General features: G+C 40.0%; 20 protein-coding genes. 17 read left to right on the top strand and 3 right to left on the bottom strand.

Going from position 1 to position 19,492, the window contains the following annotated elements; translation table 11 throughout:
- The first annotated feature begins 96 nt into the window (after window positions 1-96).
- Together QSE00_RS02230 and QSE00_RS02225 are read left to right on the top strand one after the other, a co-directional pair.
- Window positions 97-561: a hypothetical protein gene (locus QSE00_RS02230; protein ID WP_286104732.1), complete on the top strand. Its 465-nt coding sequence runs from the start codon at window positions 97-99 to the stop codon at window positions 559-561.
- A 280-nt stretch (window positions 562-841) separates the two neighbouring features.
- On the top strand, window positions 842-1,159 hold the full coding sequence (locus QSE00_RS02225) for a GNAT family N-acetyltransferase (protein ID WP_286104731.1): 318 nt from the start codon (window positions 842-844) through the stop codon (window positions 1,157-1,159).
- 11 nt (window positions 1,160-1,170) lie between these two features.
- Here QSE00_RS02225 and QSE00_RS02220 read toward each other — a convergent pair whose 3' ends face one another.
- Together QSE00_RS02220 and QSE00_RS02215 are read right to left on the bottom strand one after the other, a co-directional pair.
- Window positions 1,171-1,641 carry a hypothetical protein gene (locus tag QSE00_RS02220; protein ID WP_286104730.1) on the bottom strand — a complete coding sequence of 157 codons (471 nt, stop codon included), beginning with the start codon at window positions 1,639-1,641 and terminating at the stop codon, window positions 1,171-1,173.
- The gene (locus QSE00_RS02215) at window positions 1,641-1,904 is read right to left on the bottom strand and encodes a helix-turn-helix domain-containing protein (RefSeq protein WP_286104729.1); all 264 of its coding nucleotides are present in this window, start codon (window positions 1,902-1,904) and stop codon (window positions 1,641-1,643) included. Before QSE00_RS02215 ends, QSE00_RS02220 begins: the two co-directional genes overlap by 1 nt.
- A gap of 375 nt (window positions 1,905-2,279) precedes the next feature.
- Here QSE00_RS02215 and QSE00_RS02210 point away from each other — a divergent pair, with 375 nt between their 5' ends.
- Window positions 2,280-2,696 carry a DUF3052 domain-containing protein gene (locus tag QSE00_RS02210; protein WP_286104728.1) on the top strand — a complete coding sequence of 139 codons (417 nt, stop codon included), beginning with the start codon at window positions 2,280-2,282 and terminating at the stop codon, window positions 2,694-2,696.
- A gap of 271 nt (window positions 2,697-2,967) precedes the next feature.
- A complete protein-coding gene (locus tag QSE00_RS02205; protein ID WP_286104727.1) occupies window positions 2,968-3,549 on the top strand; it encodes a YdeI/OmpD-associated family protein in 582 nt (193 codons plus the stop codon).
- A gap of 140 nt (window positions 3,550-3,689) precedes the next feature.
- On the opposite strand, the gene QSE00_RS02200 is transcribed toward QSE00_RS02205, so the two are convergent.
- Window positions 3,690-5,027: a Gfo/Idh/MocA family protein gene (locus QSE00_RS02200; RefSeq protein WP_110357396.1), complete on the bottom strand. Its 1,338-nt coding sequence runs from the start codon at window positions 5,025-5,027 to the stop codon at window positions 3,690-3,692.
- 332 nt (window positions 5,028-5,359) lie between these two features.
- Between QSE00_RS02200 and QSE00_RS02195 the strand changes: the two genes are divergently transcribed.
- The 13 genes from QSE00_RS02195 (at window position 5,360) to QSE00_RS02135 (ending at window position 19,401) form a co-directional block, all read left to right on the top strand.
- Complete coding sequence (locus QSE00_RS02195; RefSeq protein WP_286104726.1) at window positions 5,360-5,788, top strand: DUF1801 domain-containing protein; 429 nt, start codon at window positions 5,360-5,362, stop codon at window positions 5,786-5,788.
- A 315-nt stretch (window positions 5,789-6,103) separates the two neighbouring features.
- Window positions 6,104-8,527, top strand: coding sequence for a TonB-dependent receptor (locus QSE00_RS02190; protein ID WP_286104725.1), 2,424 nt, complete (start codon window positions 6,104-6,106; stop codon window positions 8,525-8,527).
- A 35-nt stretch (window positions 8,528-8,562) separates the two neighbouring features.
- The gene (locus tag QSE00_RS02185) at window positions 8,563-9,702 is read left to right on the top strand and encodes a PepSY-associated TM helix domain-containing protein (protein WP_286104724.1); all 1,140 of its coding nucleotides are present in this window, start codon (window positions 8,563-8,565) and stop codon (window positions 9,700-9,702) included.
- Between the two features lie 136 nt (window positions 9,703-9,838).
- Complete coding sequence (locus QSE00_RS02180) at window positions 9,839-10,879, top strand: alpha/beta hydrolase (protein ID WP_286104723.1); 1,041 nt, start codon at window positions 9,839-9,841, stop codon at window positions 10,877-10,879.
- Between the two features lie 145 nt (window positions 10,880-11,024).
- Window positions 11,025-11,516, top strand: a complete 492-nt coding sequence (locus tag QSE00_RS02175) for a GNAT family N-acetyltransferase (RefSeq protein ID WP_286104722.1) — start codon at window positions 11,025-11,027, stop codon at window positions 11,514-11,516.
- 32 nt (window positions 11,517-11,548) lie between these two features.
- Window positions 11,549-12,196: a cation transporter gene (locus QSE00_RS02170; protein WP_286104721.1), complete on the top strand. Its 648-nt coding sequence runs from the start codon at window positions 11,549-11,551 to the stop codon at window positions 12,194-12,196.
- A 125-nt stretch (window positions 12,197-12,321) separates the two neighbouring features.
- Window positions 12,322-12,555, top strand: a complete 234-nt coding sequence (locus QSE00_RS02165) for a thioredoxin domain-containing protein (protein WP_110357403.1) — start codon at window positions 12,322-12,324, stop codon at window positions 12,553-12,555.
- A 31-nt stretch (window positions 12,556-12,586) separates the two neighbouring features.
- Window positions 12,587-12,871: a DUF2024 family protein gene (locus QSE00_RS02160; protein WP_353477434.1), complete on the top strand. Its 285-nt coding sequence runs from the start codon at window positions 12,587-12,589 to the stop codon at window positions 12,869-12,871.
- 55 nt (window positions 12,872-12,926) lie between these two features.
- Window positions 12,927-13,538 carry a MarR family transcriptional regulator gene (locus QSE00_RS02155; protein WP_286104720.1) on the top strand — a complete coding sequence of 204 codons (612 nt, stop codon included), beginning with the start codon at window positions 12,927-12,929 and terminating at the stop codon, window positions 13,536-13,538.
- Window positions 13,539-13,695: 157 nt separating this feature from the next.
- A complete protein-coding gene (locus QSE00_RS02150) occupies window positions 13,696-16,071 on the top strand; it encodes a S9 family peptidase (protein ID WP_286104719.1) in 2,376 nt (791 codons plus the stop codon).
- Window positions 16,072-16,431: 360 nt separating this feature from the next.
- On the top strand, window positions 16,432-17,949 hold the full coding sequence (locus tag QSE00_RS02145; protein WP_110357407.1) for a helicase HerA-like domain-containing protein: 1,518 nt from the start codon (window positions 16,432-16,434) through the stop codon (window positions 17,947-17,949).
- A gap of 52 nt (window positions 17,950-18,001) precedes the next feature.
- Window positions 18,002-18,550, top strand: coding sequence for a hypothetical protein (locus QSE00_RS02140; protein ID WP_286104718.1), 549 nt, complete (start codon window positions 18,002-18,004; stop codon window positions 18,548-18,550).
- Between the two features lie 11 nt (window positions 18,551-18,561).
- A complete protein-coding gene (locus QSE00_RS02135; RefSeq protein ID WP_286104717.1) occupies window positions 18,562-19,401 on the top strand; it encodes an alpha/beta fold hydrolase in 840 nt (279 codons plus the stop codon).
- Window positions 19,402-19,492 lie beyond the last annotated feature (91 nt).

Raw genomic sequence — 19,492 nt, 5'->3', positions numbered from 1 at the left:
TGTAAATAGGTATGCCCAGAGTACCATCTACGGTTATGGTATGCCATTTGAAGCAACTAAACAAGAGGTTCTGCATCTTCCCAATAAAACACTCTTATGAAGAAAATAATTTTAATCCTATTTATAATTGGAATTACAATATCCTGTAACAACGATGGTGGTATTACCATAACCAAACAGAACTATTTAATTTTCGGCCATTTCTATGGAGAGTGTGGAGGAGAAGCTTGTGTGGAAACTTTTAAGCTAACCGACCAAAAATTGTTTGAAGATACCGTAGACGATTATTCGGGGCAACACATGGAATTCGTGGAATTGGAAGACGCAAAATTTGAACAGGTTAAGGATTTGGTCAATTTTTTCCCCAATCGACTTCTCCATGATACTGAAACTGTTTTTGGTTGTCCGGATTGTGCTGACGGTGGAGGACTATTTATTCAATACTCGAATAATGGAAATGTAAAAAGTTGGAGAATTGACCAGGATAAAAATAACGTCCCAAATTATTTACATGAATTTATGAATAAAGTAAATGTAAAAATTGAATTGATAAATCATTAAAAACTACTTACCATAAATCCTATTGACAATACGTCCGTAGCTCCTTGTTGCAGGCTTTGCGCATTTTTATGTAAGCAGAAAAACTTGGGTATTCTGCTTTGTTCAAAAAAAGTAAAAACTAAAATCCGGCCGAAATTGGTATTCGGACGCGGGTTGGGGCAGGTATAAAGATTAACCTCCAGTACTGTTTCTACCTACTATAACGCTAGCAGCATTTTATAAAGATATGATTAGACCCTACAAACCTGCTGATAAAGAGATTTTATTAAAAATCTTCAACTTGAACATACCTATTTTTTTTGACAAAAACGAAATAGAGGATTTTGAAAAATATCTAGATCAAAACGCAAAAACCTATTTGACAGTTGAAGTAGATAATACTATTGTTGGCGGAACTGGATATTATATAAATGAAAAGGATGCCTCTGGACGAATAACGTGGATTTTTTTTGACCCAAGTTATTCCGGAAAAGGATTGGGAAAACAATCGGTAGAGCATTGTTTAAAAATATTAAGTAAAGATAAAAGGGTAGAAAAATTGATTGTAATAACATCCCAACTTACCTATAGGTGCTTTTGCAAAATAAGCAATTTTTGATATTGAACTATCTATAAATTAATCTGATATTGGATTCTTCTATTTCTGATTTTTTTTTCTAATTCTTCAATTGTTAACAATGCATAAGAAGGAGATTTTTCATTTAAACAAACGAAACAAAATCTAAATCTATCGCCTAATAATTTACCAAAATTAAATTCATTTTCTGTAGCACCAAAAAAAAATCCTTTTGGATTTTCAGGCAGGTATTTTTTTGTGGTTTTTAATTCAACAAACAGAATATCGTCAAGATGAGTTTCTATGTAATCTTTTTTAAATTCAATCCCTTTTAATTTTGGTATATAAACCATATCAAAGGATTGTAAGAAATTATGGGGAATATTGACTTTGTCTAGTAGTTCCTTTTTCATCAACTTATCAATTTTAAAGAAACCTGTTTGTTTTTCTACTAGATAATTTATTCCTTGTTTTTCAGTAACATTATTGGATAATGTCAATTTAAAAGAGTGTTTTCTTGACATTAATCTTCAGTTTTTAACTTGTATTGTTTCAGCAATTCTTTGGAATTATTAAATTTTAAAAGTTCATCAACTGTTAAATTGAACGCTTTAGCAAAAATTGCCATATTGGTAAGTGAAATATTTCGTTCGCCTCTTTCAATCATTCCTATATAGGTTCTGTGAAACCCCGTTTTATAAGAAAGTTGTTCTTGACTCAAATTTTCCTGAGTTCTAAGTTGGCGAACTCTATCACCAAATTCTTTTAAGAGAAAGTTATTAACCATTGACTAAAACTATACATATTGTATACTTTGATCAACAGACAATATGTATCATTCTTAGAATATAATCTTTGCTCTAGGGAATGAGGTTGATTTCTTCATTTTGGTCTTTCAAATAAAACGTATACATCCAAATAACCTAACCCTTGAACAACTTTAGCCCGAACTGGTACTAGCCTGTCTGCCAACTAAGACCGGCCTGCCTTTAATAAGCCTAGCGTCACCTCCTCCTAAACACAAGACAAACCAAAAGGATAAGACCACACCTTTTCCAAGTTTTTTTTATATTTAAATTAGTTTAACCCCTAAGCTGTTAATTATTGGTACGCCCTTACCCCAATACAAAAGGTTGGCATACATGTTTTTAAATACATTCCTATGATGGAGACTGCAGGTTATTCAGGAACTCCCTTGGCCAAAAAGCTGGGAATTAAAGAAGGTTACACCATAAGACTTGTAAACCCTCCCGATTATTATTTTCAACTCTTTAGTGATTTACCCCCTGGGATCAATGTTATACCCCACTTAAAGACCAAGAAGGATTTTATACATTTTTTTGCCAAAACAGTGACCGAACTTCATAACAACCTTCCAACAATGCGGCAAGAAATAGAGCAAAACGGGATTATATGGATTTCCTGGCCCAAAAAATCCTCCAAAGTACAAACGGAACTTAATGGCAATACGGTTAGGGAAATAGGCCTAAAATATGGTCTTGTGGATATAAAGGTCTGTGCAGTGGACGAAATTTGGTCCGGACTAAAATTCGTTATCCCTGTTAAGGACAGGAAATAATCCCAAATGTCCCATAACACAAAGCTCCCCTTCCATGGACTAAAAATTTATCCAACATTCACCTTTTTAAATAAAGCCCAATTCCCCCAGCTGCCACAACCAATTTTTGCTTAAATGCAAGAGCTTCTTACCTATTTTATAGGGAACGCCCACCAACCCCAATCACATCATATATCCAAAACATTTATACTATTTGCCGAAAATTCATAATTTAGTACCTACACCCATTACTAATTGCTCGGTTATAATCCACATTCAAAAATCCTACCTTATGAATCCAAAAGTTGTTGATAGATTTTTAGATAGGGCCAAAAAATGGAACCAGGAAATGAAATTGTTAAGGGAAATCTGTTTGGATTGTGGCCTCACGGAGGAGTTTAAATGGATGCACCCCTGTTATACGTTTCAAGGCAAAAATGTTGTTTTAATTCACGATTTTAAAGCGTATTGCGCCCTTCTTTTTCACAAAGGAGTTCTGCTGAAGGACACCAACAACATCTTGATCCAACAAACCGAGAACGTACAATCTGCCCGTCAAATTCGCTTTACAGACCTACAGCAGATCATTGATCTAAAATCTACCATCAAAGCCTATATTTTCGAGGCCGTTGAAGTAGAAAAAGCGGGATTGGAAGTGCCTATGAAAAAGACTTCCGAATTTAAAATGCCCAATGAACTTAAAAAGGCCTTGGAAGATAATTCCGACTTAAAAGCTGCTTTCCATAGCCTTACTCCTGGAAGACAAAGAGGGTATTTGCTGTATTTCTCACAAGCCAAACAATCGGCCACAAGAGCTAACAGGGTTGAAAAATATATATCCAAAATTCTCCAGGGCAAAGGATTAAATGACTAGTGATAGTGAGTGAGATATACAAGCTCCCATTCCATAACTTATTATAAATAAACAATGCCCAGGATCCAAGAGCCTGGGCATCGTTTTTACACTATTGAACCATTGTGTTACAATGGTGGTCATTAGGGAGCTACCGCTTCCTATACATTCTCAGGAACTTCAAATCCTTCCCTATAATCACGTCTCAACATTTTATCCGCTTCTGGGTCGTTTATGAACGACTCGGATTTTGGATTGAATGTAAGGACACGATCCAGTCTATAAGCAATATTGCCCAAGTGTGCCAAGCCCGAAGAAAGGTGGGCTGTTTCTACCGGCCCGTTCAGGATCGTTTTGTCGCGCTTGCGCACTGCCTCTATAAAATTGGCAAAATGTCCGTCCGTACCTCCGTTACCTCGGTCCATTCCGGTTCCAGATTCTCCGCCATCCTCGCCAGATTTCCCTGGTGTCCTGTCCTTGCCTAGATACGTCTTATACTTATCGTAGCCATCTACTACCAAAATACCCTTATCTCCGTAGAAAATGTTCCCCACGGTGGCACCTTCCTCGGTGTTGGTGCACCAAGGCCGTACTTCAAACTGTATGATCTTTCTTTCTTCCGGGTAGTTATATACCGAGGTAAGCACTTCCGGCACCTCCTTACAATCGTCCCAAAGGTACTTACCGCCCATAGAGGTAATCTTTGTTGGAAGCCCTACATCCAAGCCCCACATACATAGATCGGTTTCATGTATACCTTGGTTCCCTACATCCCCATTGCCATAATCCCAATGCCAGTGCCAATTGTAGTGCACCAAATTTCTGGTAAATGGCCGTTTTGGCGCTGGTCCGGTCCACAGGTCATAATCTATTCCTGCCGGTACGGGAGAGAAACCTTGGTCCCCGATATCACCTCTCCAACGAAAAACAATACCCCTGGCCATATAAACCCTTCCTATATATCCATCGCGCATCAAATTAATAGCCTCGTTCACGGCAGGGGAACTTCTTAATTGCACCCCGTGCTGTACAATACGATCATATTTTGCAGCTGCCTCTACCATTTTACGACCTTCCCAGATGTTGTGCGACCCTGGTTTTTCAACATAGGCATCCTTTCCGGCCTGACAGGCCCAAATTACAGAAAGGGCGTGCCAGTGGTTTGGCGATGCAATACTCACCACGTCTATATCTTTATTGTCCATGACCCTACGAAGATCTTGCTCCAAGGCAACATCCTTTTTATAGGTTTCCTTAAACGATTTTTGGCGATCCCTTAATAAGTTCATATCCGGATCGCACAAGGTGGTAACCTGCACATTTTTTTGTGCCATAAGGCCTTGAATATGACTTTTTCCACGGCCATTGACCCCTAAAACCGCCGCATTAATACGGTCGTTGGCCCCAAAGACTGTGGATGAGATTATAGTAGGTGCCGCAATAACGGCAGAACTGGCCACGGCCGTTCTTTTGATAAATGATCTTCTCGTAGATTTCATTTGCAATTATATTTACGTTAACTATTTATTTTATAGACATTATACCAAGGCCTGACCTATAATTCCCAAACCGGTTTAATCCTTTAAGCAACCAGGCGCCCATTCGGAATTTTTGTGTTTTGGGCCAACATTTACAATTCATGTAAAATATATCTCATCTCCTTTTGCATGAAAGTTAGCATTATTTTTTTATTCGTTAACGTTAACAAGAATAGTTTTTTGTTATTTTTTTAAACTTTGGATGTGGATTATTAATATTCATGGTACTTTTTTTTAACCACCTTGTATTAATTTAATTTATCCATTACCTTTCTTTATTTAAATTTTAGGTTATGAAAGATTTACGGTTTAAGACCGATAGCAGGGTTGAATCGGTTTTCAATAATTACCCTCCAGAAATCCGTAAAAAATTGGAAATCCTGAGATCCCTGATCATTGAATCCGCCCAAAATATTGAAAGCCTCAGCTTGCTTGAAGAAACCCTTAAATGGAGCGAGCCCAGTTATATAGCTAAAAATGGCAGTACCATCAGAATAGATTGGAAACCAAAAAATCCGGATCAATATGCCATGTACTTCCAATGCACCAGCAAATTGATACCCACCTTTAAAATGGTGTATCACAATATGTTTAGGTTCGAGGGCAGCAGAGCTATTATTTTTCATTTGAAGGACAGCATCCCCAAAAAGGAATTGCAGGCTTGCATTACCGCTGCCCTCACCTATCACCAAGTGAAGCACTTACCCTCCTTGGGCTTGTAGGTTCCATTAGAGATATACTTGACCGCTACCTACAACCAACCCCCTCCAAAAAAAGTTTATCCAACCCTAACGCCTACCCCTATATCTGAAAGCAATGGGTGAAGAAATCGCACATCATAGCCGAAATCACTATCCATATTCAGCTAAAACAACTGAAATCATCATTGGATTCAACCTTACAACAAGTCATTACCCCTTGATAATCAGGTCATAACATATTCTTATTTAGATTTAATATAAATAATTTGGTCAATTCAATTCTTCAAGATATTTTTGCGCTCAAATCACTATTTATTATTAGTCTAAATAAAAACCATGAAATTTCAATTAGCCTTTTTGCTTCTTTTAACCACCACCTCAATTGCATTTTCACAAAGCGCAACCATAAGTGGGACCATAACGGACAACACCCAAATTCCATTATTCGGAGTAAACATTATTGTACAGAACTCTGAAAAAGGAACCCAGAGCAATGAAAATGGATATTTCGAAATCAAAGGACTGGACAATGGAGACCACACCCTTAGTATTTCCTATTTGGGTTTTAAGACCAGGGTTATTGCGTTTTCCATTGTAAACAACAATTCCGTAGATCTAAGGAATATTGTTCTGTACGAAGGAAACGAAATATTGGGCGAGGTTGTCGTTGAAGGGGAGCGCATTAATAAATTCTCTAGAAAGAAAACGGCCTATGTATCCAAGCTACCTCTAAAAGACATTGAGAACACCCAGGTGTATAACACGATCACCACCGATCTTTTGGAATCACAAATAGTGACCAATTTTGACGATGCCCTTAAGAATGCCGCCGGTGTAGAGAACTTATGGACCTCCACGGGTCGTGGTGGAGACGGCGCTGGATACTATTCCATGCGTGGATTCTCCGTTCAGCCACAATTGGTCAATGGTCTGCCAGGCTTAACCAACGGTACCATAAATCCTGCCAATATAGAACGTATAGAGGTGTTAAAGGGACCTTCGGCAACCCTATTTGGCAATGCCGTTAGTTCCTATGGCGGACTCATTAATGTTGTGACCAAAAAACCCTATATAGGTACGGGAGGAGAACTTTCCTTTACCTCCGGTACCTACGGATTAAATCAGATAACGGGCGATTTTAATACTGCTATCAATAAAAGTGAAAATCTTTATTTTAGGATCAATACCTCCTACTCCACGGAACAGAGTTTTCAGGATGCCGGTTTTAGAAAGTCATTTTTTGTTGCCCCTTCCCTTTCCTACAAGGTAAACAACAAATTATCCTTCTCCTTCTACGGAGAAATTACACAGGCGGAACAGACCAATCCTACATTTCTATTTTTAAATCGAGGCGCCCCAACCGAGGCCCAAAATCTTGAGGAATTGGGCTACAACAACAAACTATCCTTTACTAGTAATGACTTGACTTTGGAGAATCCTACCCAGAATTATAGGATTGAAATGGATTATAAATTGTCCGATACTTGGCAATCGCAAACCCTTCTTTCCAAAAGTTCCACCTCTACCAAAGGATACTATTCCTACCTATACGATTATGGAATTTTAGGGAACGATACCTTCACAAGATTTATCAATAAACAAAACGCCAATACTCAGACCACGGACATCCAGCAAAATTTTATAGGCGATTTCAAGATTGCCTCCCTTAGGAACCGAGTGGTAATTGGCCTGGATTATTTCAATGCTACGGAAATCAACAATAGTACCGGCTATGCCTTCTATGGCAATGTAACTCCAGAGGGCGGATCCAATGGGGACAATCCCTTTACCGTTGCGGTAGAAACCGATTCTTATGCCCTCTCCACGGCAGCAGTAGATGCCGTTCTATCTACACAGGCCGTAGGGAACATTAAATCTAAATATCACATCTATAGCCTTTATGCCTCCGATGTCCTAAATATCACCAATAAGCTTTCGGCAATGCTTGGACTGCGTATAGATCGTTTTGACAATGAAGGCAATTTGTCCAATGTGGACGATGATTATGATCAAACCACCTTGTCCCCCAAGTTTGGATTGCTTTACCAACCCCTCTTGGATGAACTTTCCATCTTTGCCAATTACCAAAACGGATTTACCAATGTTGCCCCACAATTGATAGGAGATCCGGACGCGGGACCACAGACCTTGGAAACATTTGATCCAGAACAGGCCAATCAGTTGGAATTTGGTGTTAAGACCAACCTTTTCAACAACAGGTTAAATGCAACCATTAGTTACTACGACATTAAGGTCAAGGACCGTGTCATTACCGACCCCTCTTCTCCCTTCAACAAAATTCAAGGCGGGGAAGTGGAAAGCAAAGGTTTTGAAATAGAAATCAACGCCAACCCCGTTAAAGGTTTGAACCTAAGGGCCGGCTTTAGTAATAATGATAGTGAGACCATCAAATCTGACAATGCCGAGATTTTGAATCGAAGACCTCTTGAGGCAGGTCCTGAAACACAGTATAATTTTTGGGCCAACTATGAGTTGCAAGAGGGTACATTGGACGGTTTTGGAATGGGTCTTGGGCTTAACGGCGCAAGTGAGCGTTTTGCCATAAACTATGCCTCTACAGGAGAATTTATCCTACCAAGCTATACCATTGCCAATGCCTCCCTTTATTACCAGGCCCACAAGTATCGCATTGGCCTAAAACTAAATAATGCGTTCAACAAAGAATATTACAAAGGCTGGTCCACGATCAACCCTCAGGCACCTAGAGTCTTGTTGGCCAACTTTACGTACAAGTTTTAGACAGAACATCAACATCAACCATCAAAAGCTTAGCTATGAAATTTAGAAAATTCTTATTTGAACTTCATAAGATATTGGGGCTCACTACAGGTGTAGTTGTCTTTATCGTAGCCATTACCGGCTGTTGCTGGGCATTCAGGGATGAGATTGAAAGTCTTTATGATGACTATAAAAAGGTGCCCCCCCAAAACAAGCCTATACTTACCCCTACAGAGGCCAAAATGTATGCCAAGGAAGTGTTTCCCAATAACCACATACACGGAACCCTGTACAAAAAGGCGGATGATGCCATTGAGGTAATTTTTTATGATCCAAAGCCAGAATTTTATCAAAGTGTTTTTCTAAATCCATATACTGGCAACGTGATACAGGTGGATGATCATTTGTCCGGGTTTTTTGCTTTTATATTAAAAGGTCATATGCGGTTATGGTTGCCAAAAGAAATTGGGGAGCAGGTAGTTGGAGCTTCCATACTTATTTTTATGTTGATCATAATTTCGGGTATCTTCCTTTGGATACCTAAGAAGCGTAAAAATCTAAAACAACGTTTAAAGTTCAATTGGAAAGATACTACGCGTTGGAAACGAAAGAACTTTGACCTTCATGCAATCATCGGTTTTTATATATGCTCCCTAGCACTGATCCTTGCCTTTACGGGTTCGATAATGTCTTACAACTGGATGAAATATGTTCTGTACAAGTCGTTGGGAGGGGAAAAGGAGGCGGCATTTATAATTCCTGAAAATATTGGTTCTCCAAGCCAAAGCGAAGGTGTGTTGCCGATAGACCTTCTTATTCCCAAACTGCAGGCAGCATCTCCCAATGCAGAAAGTTTTGAACTTCACTACCCCACGAGCGCGGATGCAAGTATTTATGTGGAAGTCTCCAATAGCTCTGGATTATACTACGATTCGGACTTTCGCTTTTTTGACCAATACACCCTGGAGGAAATTGAGACTCCGGGTATTTATGGCAAATATGAAAATGCCAAGTTAGCGGATAAAATACTGCGTATGAATTATGACATCCATATCGGGGCCATAGGGGGAATTGCTGGTAAAATAATTGCCTTTTTGGTGAGCCTCCTTACCGCCAGCCTTCCGGTTACCGGAATTTTATTATGGTATGGAAGAACCTATAAAAAGAAAAATACTCTGGTAAAAATGGAGGCCTAGCACCAAACAAAAAAATATTGTAAATTAATACCTTCCTTCCTCCTTTGTGGATGAATTTGGAAGCAGTGATAAATACAATAACGATACAAACCGATATTATATCAATAAAATGCCCTGTATCTAAAAACCAAATTATATGAAAAATGCGGTCTTCAGTATTTTAACTTTATTGATTACTGCTTTTTCCATGACCCAAACCAAATCCATCAATGAAAAAAAATTTATTTCTTTAGGTGGTTTGGAACAGTGGATTACTATAAAAGGTGATGACATTTCGAAACCGGTAATTCTTTTCATCCATGGTGGTCCTGGCAGTACAATGAGTCAATTCACCAATGCCATGTATGGCGAATGGGAAAAGGACTTTATTTTGGTGAATTGGGACCAAAGAGGAGCCGGAAGAACTTATGGCCGTAATTTACCCCCAAACGTCACTGAAGATTACTGGATAGAGAACCCATTAACAGTAGAGCAGATGACCAAAGATGGAATTGAGCTCACCAAATACCTTATTAACTATTTAAACAAGAAAAAAGTTATTCTCATAGGTACCTCCTGGGGTTCTATCCTGGGTACGGAAATGGCGTTGGACCACCCTGAACTTTTCCACGCCTACATTGGAAATTCCCAATTCGTTAATTTTTTGGAAAACATTGATTTTGCCTATCATAAAGTTTATGGGTTGGCCAAAAAAGAGAATGATATTGAGAGTATTCAAAAACTTGAATCCCTAGGGATTCCACCTTACAACAATGCCAAAAAATATGGTCAATTGTTGCAGGTCGTAAAAAGTTACGAAAGAAAAAATAGCCAACCTGTGCCTAATACGTGGTATAAATTGGAAGCTGAATACGATAATGAAAAAGATAGTAAGGATAGGTATGATGGAGATGATTATTCATTTCTACATTTAGTTGGTCATGAAAAACTCAACATAAAATCCATGGTCTCTGAAATTGATTTCAACAAAAATGCCTTGAATTTTAAACTTCCCATTTATTATATACAGGGGGAAGAGGACATACTTACCTCCAAAGAGCTTAACAAACCATATTTTGACCAAATAAAAGCTCCGATAAAGGAATATTTTCTAATACCTGATGCCGGTCATGGCCAAAACCAATCGGTGGTTGACAAACAATTTGAGGTTGTAAACAAATTTAAATCGAGCCATTAGCAGATAACCACAGGTAGCATGCATAAAAATAAATGCCCACAGCAACTTCTCCTTGACGACAAGCTCAATCCTTTCGGCCAAGGAAGGCCTATGAGCAACAGCTTTTTTGAACCAGCTCTACGCTTAAACAATCATTAGATCCATTATGAAACCCAACATCGAAATAAAAACGGCCCTAACGGCGACCGACTTCCTAGAGGCAAAAGAGTTGATTTTGGAATATGTAGACTGGTTGGGCATTGATCTATCGTTTCAAAATTTTGATCAAGAAATGGCAGGCCTGCCCAAAATGTACAACCCTGGGGATGGTGGATTATTTATTGCACAAATAAATGGGGAAGCCGTTGGCATTGCCGGTATCCGTAGATTCAACGAGCAGGATTGTGAAGTAAAAAGAATGTATGTAAAGCCCCAAAGCAGAGGCATGGGCATAGGGCAATTGTTACTGAAGCAATGTCTGGATACCGCTAGGAAACTTGAATACAAAAGTGTGAAATTGGACACGGCGGATTTTATGAAATCGGCCATAAAACTCTATACGGACCATGGTTTTGAGGAAATCCCCGCCTACCGGCATAACCCTCACGAATCTGCCAAGTATTTTGAATTGGATTTGACCAAGAACTTCAATTTTTAAACAACCACTTAAGGACAACTATAACTCGCAAAATGAAAAATATAATTGCGGATACAGAAAATAACCGCCTGTACAAACTGGCGCTTGGATTTGCCTTGTTTACCATAATCTACAATGTTGCAGAGGGCCTAATCTCTACCTACTTAGGTTTTGAGGACGAAAGCCTGGCGCTGTTCGGGTTTGGTGCGGATAGTTTTATAGAGGTCATCTCCGGTATTGGAATAGCACACATGATCCTAAGAATCCAAAAAAAACCTGAAAGTAACAAGGATGTTTTTGAAGGTACCGCTTTGAGGATAACAGGATTCGCCTTTTATACTCTTGTGGCAGCCTTGGTATTCACTAGCCTGTACAACATATGGATTGGCCACAAACCTATAACCACCTTTTGGGGCGTTGTCATATCCATAGTCTCCATTGCCATTATGTGGATGCTTGTCCTGGGGAAAAGAAAGGTGGGTAAAGAACTAGACTCGGAACCAATCCTCTCCGATGCCAATTGTACTATGGTTTGTGTATATATGTCCATTATCCTGTTAATTAGTAGTGCTTTCTATGAACTGTGGAACATTCCCTATATAGACAGTATTGGTACTCTGGCCCTTTCCTATTTTGCATTTAAGGAAGGAAAGGAATGCTTTGAGAAAGCCCGTAGCAATAAATATTGTGGTTGCCATTGATTTTTAGTGACTAAAGCGAACCTAAGAATAAAGTTCACATATTAAAAATATTGCTTAAAATTTGTTTAGTTAGGATTCCTTACTATATTTGTGGAGCAATAGTGTTTAACTTAAAAATTGGAAGAATGAAAAAATCAGTTTTTTATCACGCAGGATGTCCCGTATGCCTAAGTGCAGAACATGAGATCTTGGAACTAGTAGGAACGGACAATGTGGAAATTGTACATTTCGGAACCAACAAATCCCGTATTCCCGAAGCCGAAAAAGCCGGGGTTAAATCGGTTCCCGCCTTGGTTACCCCCACCGGAAATGTGCTCCACATTAACTTTGGCGCTTCTATGGCAGATGTAAAGGGTTAAAAAAATTTAATTTTACTGGTTAGGATTCCTAATTACCTATCGAATCATTTCAACAAGAAATACAATAAAGATATCGGTTTGGGACACTTACGTAGCCCGTGAAGATGGTAAGTCCATGCATTTTGACATATTAATGGAAGATAAGGACAGGGATATTAAATACGGGCGTAAATTCCTATCCCATAAGCCGTTCCCAACAGCCGACATATCCTCCAAGAAATGTAAATTCTGCCATATGGAACAGGTTTCAGAGGCCATAGCCGATATTATCATTAAAGAAGGATATTATATCGTAGAAATGGAAAATTGCCAATAATTTAATTAGGATGACTAACTTTGCCTGTCGGGCATAATCCCGACAGGCTTTTTATATGGATAAAAGTATTTTTAATCCGGACCATCAGGAGAACGACGTTTCCAGTAAAATTGTTGCCGGACTTGAACGTATCTCCGAAGCATTCAAGGTTTTGCTCTGGGATAAAGCCAAATTATTGGGATTAAGCCCCATCCAGATCCAGATCTTAATTTTTATTGCCTACCACAAAACCGAATTCTGTAATGTAAGCCACTTGGCCAAAGAATTCAATATTACCAAACCCACTATTAGTGATGCCATTAGGGTATTGGACAAAAAAGGCTTCATTACCAAAAACTACTCCTCCAGCGATAGTAGAAGTTATTCCATTGGCCTCTCTGTAACTGGCCAAAATATTGTGGCCGAAACATCAGATTTTGCCAATCCCTTAAAGAACCAGCTTACCACTATCCATCAGACCGACCTGGAAGCTCTATTCGGAACCCTTGGCAAACTTATCTATCAATTAAATAAAAGCGGCATTCTTACCGTGCAAAGAACTTGTTACGGATGTAAATTCTATAGTAGGAATACCGAACGGGACTATTGCAACTTATTGGATAAAGAATTATTGAATTCGGACATTAGGCTGGACTGCCCAGAATTTGAAGAAAGGCAAATACACTAATCCTTCAGTTCCAATTTATATAATGTTTGCAAAAGCTGAATATCTTCCCTTCACCTTTGTGTTATTTCCCAAGATTTAGGATATTTACCGCTTCCAAGTTTTAAGAAAAACTGGCAAATCCAAACCTTAGGTCACCCTAGGCTTATAAACTAAGTAAATGAAGAACATTTGGCTACAGTGCAGTCTATTTCTATTGGTTATCATTCCTTGCGTGGCACAACAGGGAAATACCTCAACATTATCCGTCAAAGAAATTATGCAGGGCGATGACTTTGTGGGGCATCTTCCTTCCAATCCACAATGGTCCCTGGACGGACAGACCCTTTATTTTGACTGGAATCCCGTACAGGCCCAAAGCGACTCACTTTACAGCTACCATTTAAGATCGTCCAAGACGATAAAAACAGATTTTGAAACAGCATATGCCCTACCCGGCTCCAACGGGGTCTATAACCAGGATAGATCCCTGAAACTATATACCAAGCGGGGTGATATATTTATGTTGAACCTTAAGACCCAACTCATTACACAAATAACCCGGACCGAAGCTTACGAAAGCACTCCCCATTTTACAGAGAACGGCACCAAAGTGGCCTACCAAAAGGGCAAAAACCTATTTACTTGGAACATAGCTACCGGAAGTACCGTACAGCTGACCCAGATTAAGTCTAAAAAAACGGATGACGAAAAAAGTAAAAAAGACCAATGGCTTTACGAAGATCAATTGGGCCTATTTGATGTGCTGCGCGAAAGAAAAGCAAAAAAAGATGCCGCCGAGGAAATGAACAAACGCCTAGAGGCCAAGGAACCCTTGCCCATTGACCCCGGAGACAAATCCATCTACAATCTAAAGATTGATCCCAAGGGAGAATATATCACCTACATAGCCGTAAAATCGCCAACATCCAATAAAGGCACCATTGTTCCCCATTACGTTACCGAATCAGGGTATACCGAAGATGAAAATACAAGATCCAAGGTAGGCGACGAACCCTACGAATATGAAATGTTCATATATGATATGGCCAAAAGAAAAGCCTATCAAGTTGTCCTGGACAGCCTGGAAGGTTTGGATTATATACCTGAGTACACCAAGGATTACCCCGATAAGGCCTACGAAAATAAAAACAGACTGGGCTATATTGATGGCCCTCTATGGAGCGAGGACGGAAAATATGCTGTAATCAACATTAGCAGCAACGATTATAAAGACCGATGGATTGCACTGCTAGATCCCAAAAACGGTACGGTTACGCAGTTGGATCGCCAACATGACGAAGCTTGGATAGCCGGTCCTGGTATTGGGGGAGGCAATATAGGTTGGATGCCCGATGGAAAAAGTATCTGGTTCCAATCTGAAAAAACTGGCTATTCGCATCTCTACAGAATGGATGTAAATACCAATAAAGTAACGGCATTAACATCTGGGGAATTTGAAATTTACGACCCTCAAATTTCAAAGGACAAGAAACGCTGGTATTTTACCGCCAATAAGAACCATCCCGGGGACAGACAGTTCTACAGTATGCCTATCGGAGGTGGACAACTACGGCAGTTGACCCAGATGACCGGTGACAACCAGGTTACCCTATCTCCTGACGAGCGTAAAATGGCCATTTTGTATTCGTACGCCAACAAGCCCACGGAACTCTATCTACAGGACAATCCTATTTGGGGAAAATCCAAGGCAGAAGCAAAACGTATCACTTTCTCCACTACCCAAAGCTTTAACGCATACCATTGGCGCGACCCGGAAATAATCACCTTTAAGGCCAAGGATGGTGAAGCGGTGCATGCCCGTTTGTACCAACCCAATTCCAATATCAAAAATAAGGCAGCCGTAATTTTCGTACATGGAGCCGGCTATTTACAGAACGCCCATAAATGGTGGAGCAGCTATTTTAGGGAGTATATGTTCCACAATCTCTTGGTGGACAATGGTTATACCGTTTTGGATATAGATTATAGGGGAAGTGCCGGTTATGGTCGGGATTGGAGAACAGGGATTTACAGGCATATGGGTGGAAAGGACCTGTCCGACCATGTGGATGGAGCCGAATATTTAATAAATGAACTGGGCATAGACCAGGATAAAATAGGCATCTATGGCGGTTCCTATGGTGGATTTATTACCCTAATGGCAATGTTCACTGCCCCCGACACCTTTAAAGCCGGGGCGGCCATAAGATCCGTGGGAGACTGGGCAGCATACAACCATGGGTATACGGCCCGTATTTTGAACACTCCTGTCACCGACAGTTTGGCCTACCGAAGAAGCTCGCCCATATATTTTGCGGACGGATTAAAGGGCGAGTTATTGATACTTCACGGCATGGTGGACGACAACGTACATTTTCAGGATATGGTGCGACTATCGCAACGCCTTATCGAATTGGAGAAGCACAATTGGGAAATGGCCGTGTACCCAATAGAACGGCATGGTTTTGTAGAACCCAGTAGCTGGACCGATGAATACACCCGTATCTTTAAGTTGTTCCAAAAGAGCTTATTGAATAAGAAACAGGAAGAATAAATGGGTCACTTATTTGGAATGGAGTGCATTTCTTTATTTTCTTGGAATATTAAGGGCAATAGATAAGGCGCATTTTTTATCCCCATTACAACCTTTTGAGTAATCGACCTCCAAGCGGAAAGACTGAAAACTTAAATTGCCAATCAGTATTGGGACCATAAAAATGCAGGCCGTAATGCAATACATTTTTATAAATCACCGTCACAAAAAGCAGGGGGAATTTAACCAATGTAGCAGTAATATTCAGCAAAGTATTCTTACCGTAAAGTAAGCGCTAGGTGGGAGGGCATAGGAATAACTTAAAACCAACAACTTTTCTTTTGACCAAAAATTAGTCTATTTTTATCAAAAATTAACCTAATGGACATCAAAGACAAATTCTTTGCACATATAGAGGAAGGATATACCACAAAGGGAGACTTTATTACCATGGGATCTGCCATGCTGGATGGGGAAACAATAACCAATGCACACGTAAAAATCCCGTTAAAGACCCTTAACAGGCATGGTCTTATTGCCGGAGCAACGGGTACCGGTAAAACCAAAACACTACAGATAATTGCTGAAAACTTATCGGACAAAGGTATCCCAGTGTTGTTGATGGACCTTAAGGGGGATCTGAGTGGACTGGCACAACCCAGTCCCGGACATGCAAAAATTGATGAACGTCACGCCAAAATAGGTGGCCTACCCTTTACCCCCAAAGCCTTTCCCGTGGAAATGCTTTCCCTTTCCGAACAGGATGGGGTAAAATTACGTGCTACTGTTTCAGAATTTGGACCGGTACTCTTAAGCCGAATATTGGATCTTTCGGTGACACAGGAAGGAATCGTAGCAGTTGTTTTTAAGTATTGTGATGATAATAAACTGCCGCTACTAGACCTAAAAGACTTTAAAAAGGTACTGCAATACGCTACCGAAGAGGGCAAAAAGGAATTCTCCGATTCCTATGGAAGAATCTCCACCAGTTCTACCGGAACCATTCTGAGAAAAATAATAGAACTGGAACAACAAGGTGCAGAGCTATTTTTCGGGGAAAAATCTTTTGATGTGGAAGACCTTACCCGTATCGATGAAAATGGCCGGGGCTATATCAACATTTTACGTTTGACCGATATCCAGGATCGTCCCAAATTGTTTTCTACCTTCATGCTGAGCCTCTTGGCTGAAATTTATGATACCTTTCCAGAACAAGGGGATACGGACAGACCGGAATTGGTCCTCTTTATAGACGAGGCCCACCTCATTTTTAATGAAGCTTCAAAAGCCCTATTGAATCAAATTGAGAGTATCGTAAAATTGATCCGCTCCAAAGGAATAGGGGTGTATTTTGTAACCCAAAACCCTACCGATGTCCCGGATGCGGTTCTGTCCCAGTTGGGATTAAAGGTGCAACATGCCTTACGGGCCTTTACGGCAAAAGATAGAAAAGCCATAAAACTTACCGCAGAAAACTATCCCATTTCAGATTTCTATGACACCAAGGAAGTTTTAACTTCCCTGGGAATAGGGGAGGCACTGATCAGTGCCCTTGACGAAAAGGGAAGACCAACCCCCCTAGCGGCCACTTTGCTTAGAGCCCCTATGAGCCGTATGGATATTCTTACGGACAGGGAGCTAAAAGAAGTTATAGACAAATCCAAATTGGTTGGAAAATACAATGAAACCATAGATCGCGAAAGTGCCTATGAACTGCTTAACGATAAGATTGAACGGGCAGAGAAACTGGCAGAGAAGGAAAAGGCCTCTTCCAAAACTAGATCAACCCGATCTTCCACAAGAAGGGCCAGTACACGCCAAAACCCTGTAATAAAAGTATTGACCAGTGCTACTTTTATAAGGGGAGTCCTAGGCGTTTTAAAGAAAGTAATGCGATAATCCATTGCACCATAAAAATCCATAATAAGTAAGAATACCTTTTAATTATAAAATGATAAGAAAATCGATTTTTGCCGTAGCACTAAGCGCGCTACTCTTTATTCAATGTAACACCAATACGGATTTTGTAATTGCCAAAGACCATGTAGGCAAGCTGCTAAAATCCAATACCATTGATGACATTGAAACCGTATTTGCCAGTGATTCCATAGTTAGGGATACGGTAAATACCAGACTAGGTGCAGAAGTAAAAAAAATCAACATTTATGAAAAGGGAGGCAAGCATTTACTCACCCTTACCCCTAATATGGACAGCATTCAGAAATTTGAAATTATCCGCATTTACGATCCAAGATATGTTACCGAAAAAGGGGTTGGACTCAATAGCACCTTTAAGGATATCAAGGACAAACACAGCATTAAAAAAATTATTACCGCCCTCAACAATGTAGTGGTTTTCCTAAAAGACTCCGACGCTTATTTCACAATTGCCAAGACCGAACTTCCCAGCAACCTACAATATGGCAACAACACCAATATTGAAGCTGTTCAGATACCGGACAAGGCTAAGATCAAATATATGATGGTAGGCTGGGAATAGCTGCAGATTCTATGCAAAAACTACTTTATCGCACGCTGGCACTATCCTACGGTGCCTACTTCAATTCAACCGCCCTTTTCTCGGAAAGGGCGGCTGGTAAAAGGGCGTTCAAAACTTTTACGACGCCTAGAAAGGGCAGAATTTTGCCGGTTCATCAAGAATACCTACAACGGCATTTGGGCAAAAGGGTTAAGGTGAACAACACTGGATTGCAGACCTATGAATGGCCGGGAACAGGGGAAACCGTTCTTTTAATGCACGGCTGGGAAAGCAATGCTTTTAGGTGGCGATATCTCATTGAAAAATTACAGGAAAGGGAATTTAACATCATTGCCTTTGACGCCCCAGGCCATGGACATTCAGAAGGAAATAGCTTAAACGTGGTTACCTATTCGGACAGCGCACGGCAGCTCATAGACCTTTACCGGCCCAAATATATTGTTGGGCATTCCATGGGGGGACTTGCAACCCTTCACAATCAATATCAAAATCCAAACACCTCCATTGAAAAAATAGTGACTTTGGGAGCCCCGGCCGAACTTTCCGAGCTAATGTCGCATTACCAAAACCTGGTCAGGTTTAACAAGCGGGTACTTGAAGCCTTGGATAGGCACATATATGAGCATTTCAACTTACGAATCCGCGATATATCGACCCCCAAGTTTGCCAAATCCATTGAACAAAAAGGGCTTATCATCCACGATGAACGGGATACGATAACCCCCTTCAACGCTTCCGAACGTCTTCACCAAAACTGGAAAAATAGTAGCTTAATAAAAACCACCGGGCTTGGCCATTCCTTGCACCAAGAGGAAATAAACTTACAGATAGTAGACTTTTTATTGTCCTAAATTATAGTGTATTTTTACTCCCTAGCCTATTTCCTTTTTAAATTATGTTTATTTTTAAAAGTTTTATATCCCCTATTCCATAAATTAAAGA

The organism is Arenibacter flavimaris (genome assembly GCF_030291335.1).
GTDB lineage: Bacteria > Bacteroidota > Bacteroidia > Flavobacteriales > Flavobacteriaceae > Arenibacter.
The sequence above is the reverse complement of the archived record's forward strand: the minus strand, read 5'-3'. Positions and strand labels throughout refer to the sequence as shown.